The following is a 3,150-nucleotide window of genomic DNA, read 5'->3' as shown; positions in this document are numbered from 1 at the left end:
GTTTGGCCTAAGTTTTCGCAGCGAGTGACCCCTGGCTTTTTGAGAAGATACATAATTTGTCTATTTGCTCTTCTGTTTTTACTCTCCTATTTTGTGCGGCTCTGATTAATAACTAAGGATAGCCTATGAGAGTTGTTGGGATTCAAATTAGTGGCATTGCTATTAGAAGTTTTGATATTTCATCGGAATTAATAGGTTGACTAAACAGATAACCCTGTGCCATCTCACAACCAAGTTTTTGAAGGATATGAGATTGTTCTTCAGTCTCAACGCCCTCAGCAATAATTTCATGGGCTAGATTATGACCCATTTCTATCATGGAACCAATCAGGGTCTTTGATTTATGGTCAACAAGCATATCATCAATAAAATATTTATCAATTTTCAGGCAATCAACTGTCAAATGTTTCAGAGAGGCAAAAGATGAATACCCTGTCCCAAAATCATCGATTGCTAATAGTACACCCAGATTTTTCAATTCCCGAAAAATTGAGAGATTTTCTTGATCAGTCTGCACAACACTCTCGGTCACCTCTAATTCGAGTTCCGATGGCACTATTCCTGTCTCATCAATAATATGCTCAATCAATGACACAAAATCTTTATCAAGAAAATGGATTGGAGAAATATTAACCGCCATACGAATTGCAGGCAAACCTGCTTTCTTCCAGGCAACAGCTTGATTACAGGCTGTTTTCAATACCCATTCAGTGAGGGGCTTAATCATGCCTATTCTTTCAGCTGTAGCAATAAATTCAGCGGGGGAAACCTGACCTAATCGTGGATGATGCCAGCGTGACAAGGCCTCGACACCGATAATGTTTCGAGTGAGTATCTCAACCTGGGGTTGATAAACCAGTGACAACTGCTGTTTTTCGATGGCCTCCCTTAAATTTTGCTCCATGCGAAACTGATACTCAGCTTTATGAGTAAGCTCAGGGTTATAGAACACGTACCGATTTTTGCCTTGTTCCTTTGCAGCATAAAGTGAAGTATCAGCTGCTTTGATTAATGCTGAGATATCTTGTCCGTCATCAGGGTAGTGTGCAATCCCCATACTGCAAGTGGGAATAAATTGCCTTCCCAATAGGCCTACTGGCTTTGATATCATTTCAAGGCAACGTTCCGCCACATGGGCAGTAGCATAGTCATCATCTACATCATTGACAAGAATACAGAATTCATCACCACTAAGGCGTGCGACAAAATCAATTTCACGAGTGAGTTTTTGGAGGCGCTTGGCAATTTCCTGGAGCAGCAAGTCACCAGCATCATGGCCCAGAGTGTCATTGACACTCTTAAAATTGTCTAAGTCAATATATAGAAGACCCAAACGAGATATGTTGCGCCGAGAATGGCTGATTGAGGCTTTAAGATTCTCATAGAAGTAGGCACGACTGGCAAGCTTTGTTAAGTCATCGATATACGCCAATTCCTGTATCCGCTTCTGAGCTTGGTCACGCTCCATTACAATCCCAGCAAGCCTTGCGGCCGACTTAAGAGCGTTTGACTCATCTTCATTGGGCAGCCCAGGGTAATCATAATACATTCCGAATGCACCTAATACCATTCCTGATGAATTTTTAATCGGTTCAGACCAACAGCAACGCATACCATGAGGCAGTGCCACCTGTTTAATTTTGGCCCATTTTGGATCTGTTTCAATATTCTCAACAAGAACACGCTTTCCGGTATAAGTTGATGTGCCACATGAACCTACATCAGGACCGTTTTTGAGACCGTGAACCGCATCACAGTAATCCCTTGGCAGACTCGGTGCTCCCCCGTGCATCAGTCGACCATCTTCTAGTTCTAGCAGAGAACATCGCATTCCAGGATAGCGTTTTTCATACATTAATGCGATTTCTGCATAGATTTCTGATGCGGGTTTCCCTGTTGCGATCATCTCCAGAATTTCGGCATTTTTCTCATCAAATACTTCTGCTTGTTTCCGGGCTGTTATATCCACGTGAGTTCCCACTAAACGGACTGCCTTTCCATCGGAATCACGATGTACGAGGAATGCACGGGATAGCACAAAAACTTCATGCCCTGCTTTATGCTGCATACGCATTTCCACATCAAATGAATCAACTTTCCCCACTAAGTAATCTTGGACTAGTTTTAAGAACATATCTTTATCATCTCGATGAACTAAGCTTTTCCAAGTGTTTAAATCGTTAGTCAATTCGTCATTTTCGTAACCCAGCATTTCTTTCCAGCGTGGTGAATAATATACTTCATCCGTTTCCAAGTTGAAGTCCCACAGCCCATCATTCGCTCCACCCATAGCAAGGGAAAACCGTTGTTCACTTTTCTGAAGTTTTTTCTCTGATTCTCTACGAGCAGTTATATTATGTCCAATGCCTAGCACACCGAATAACTTTCCATTCTTCTCATACATGGGATACCTACTTATTTCCAGAAGTTCGCAGTGTCCATCATTGGCAAATATTGCCCATTCTTCTTCGAGGGATGGGGAACCTTTTAGCATTACTGACTTATTCTGCTCCTGCAATAAATCTGCCAACCGAGCATTCACAAAATCGTAATCGGTCTTGCCAAGTATTTCTTCCTCAGAAGCCCCGATAAAATCTTGGAAACGATTATTACATGATAGATATACACCATTTGGATCTTTTAGCCATATGAGATCAGGTAGAGTATTAATAATTTTTCTGTAGAATTCAATGGCTTTTCCGAACCCTACCAAAAATCTTTCTGCCGCCGAAATTACCTTAAAGCCTGGGTTTAAAACCGATTGAATTGTACGTTTCATAAGAGATTGATATATGTCCGATATTTTTATATATCTATAATATAAAATGTCTCTAACTTAGGGCTACAACCTAGAACTGGTTTGGTTTATTTTTAAAGTTAATGGCATTTGTCTATAATACAAACTGGGATTACAATCAGAATCCATGCTTTGCCTGAATAACTGAACTTCCCCTTTGACAAAACGCCATAACGTATGCTGTATCAGGGATACGCCGAATAAGCTAGGGGTCATTACTGGGTACAAATAGAAGAAATACCTAACATTTCTATTGCTTTTTGTTGTAGTTCAGTGGGTCGAGTTATCTTGTCAAAGACCAGGGCAAACGCATCTAAAATATGAGCAAAATTAGGGTATAATAAGGTCAGAAT

At 40.8% G+C, this 3,150-nt stretch carries 1 protein-coding gene; it reads right to left on the bottom strand.

Annotated elements, in window-relative coordinates; translation table 11 throughout:
- Positions 1-142: 142 nt before the first annotated feature.
- A complete protein-coding gene (locus P9B04_RS18205; protein ID WP_342056396.1) occupies positions 143-2,779 on the bottom strand; it encodes a bifunctional diguanylate cyclase/phosphodiesterase in 2,637 nt (878 codons plus the stop codon).
- Positions 2,780-3,150: the final 371 nt, after the last annotated feature.

Origin of the sequence: Crocosphaera sp. Alani8, assembly GCF_038442745.1 — a bacterium.
GTDB lineage: Bacteria > Cyanobacteriota > Cyanobacteriia > Cyanobacteriales > Microcystaceae > Crocosphaera.
The sequence above is the reverse complement of the archived record's forward strand: the minus strand, read 5'-3'. Positions and strand labels throughout refer to the sequence as shown.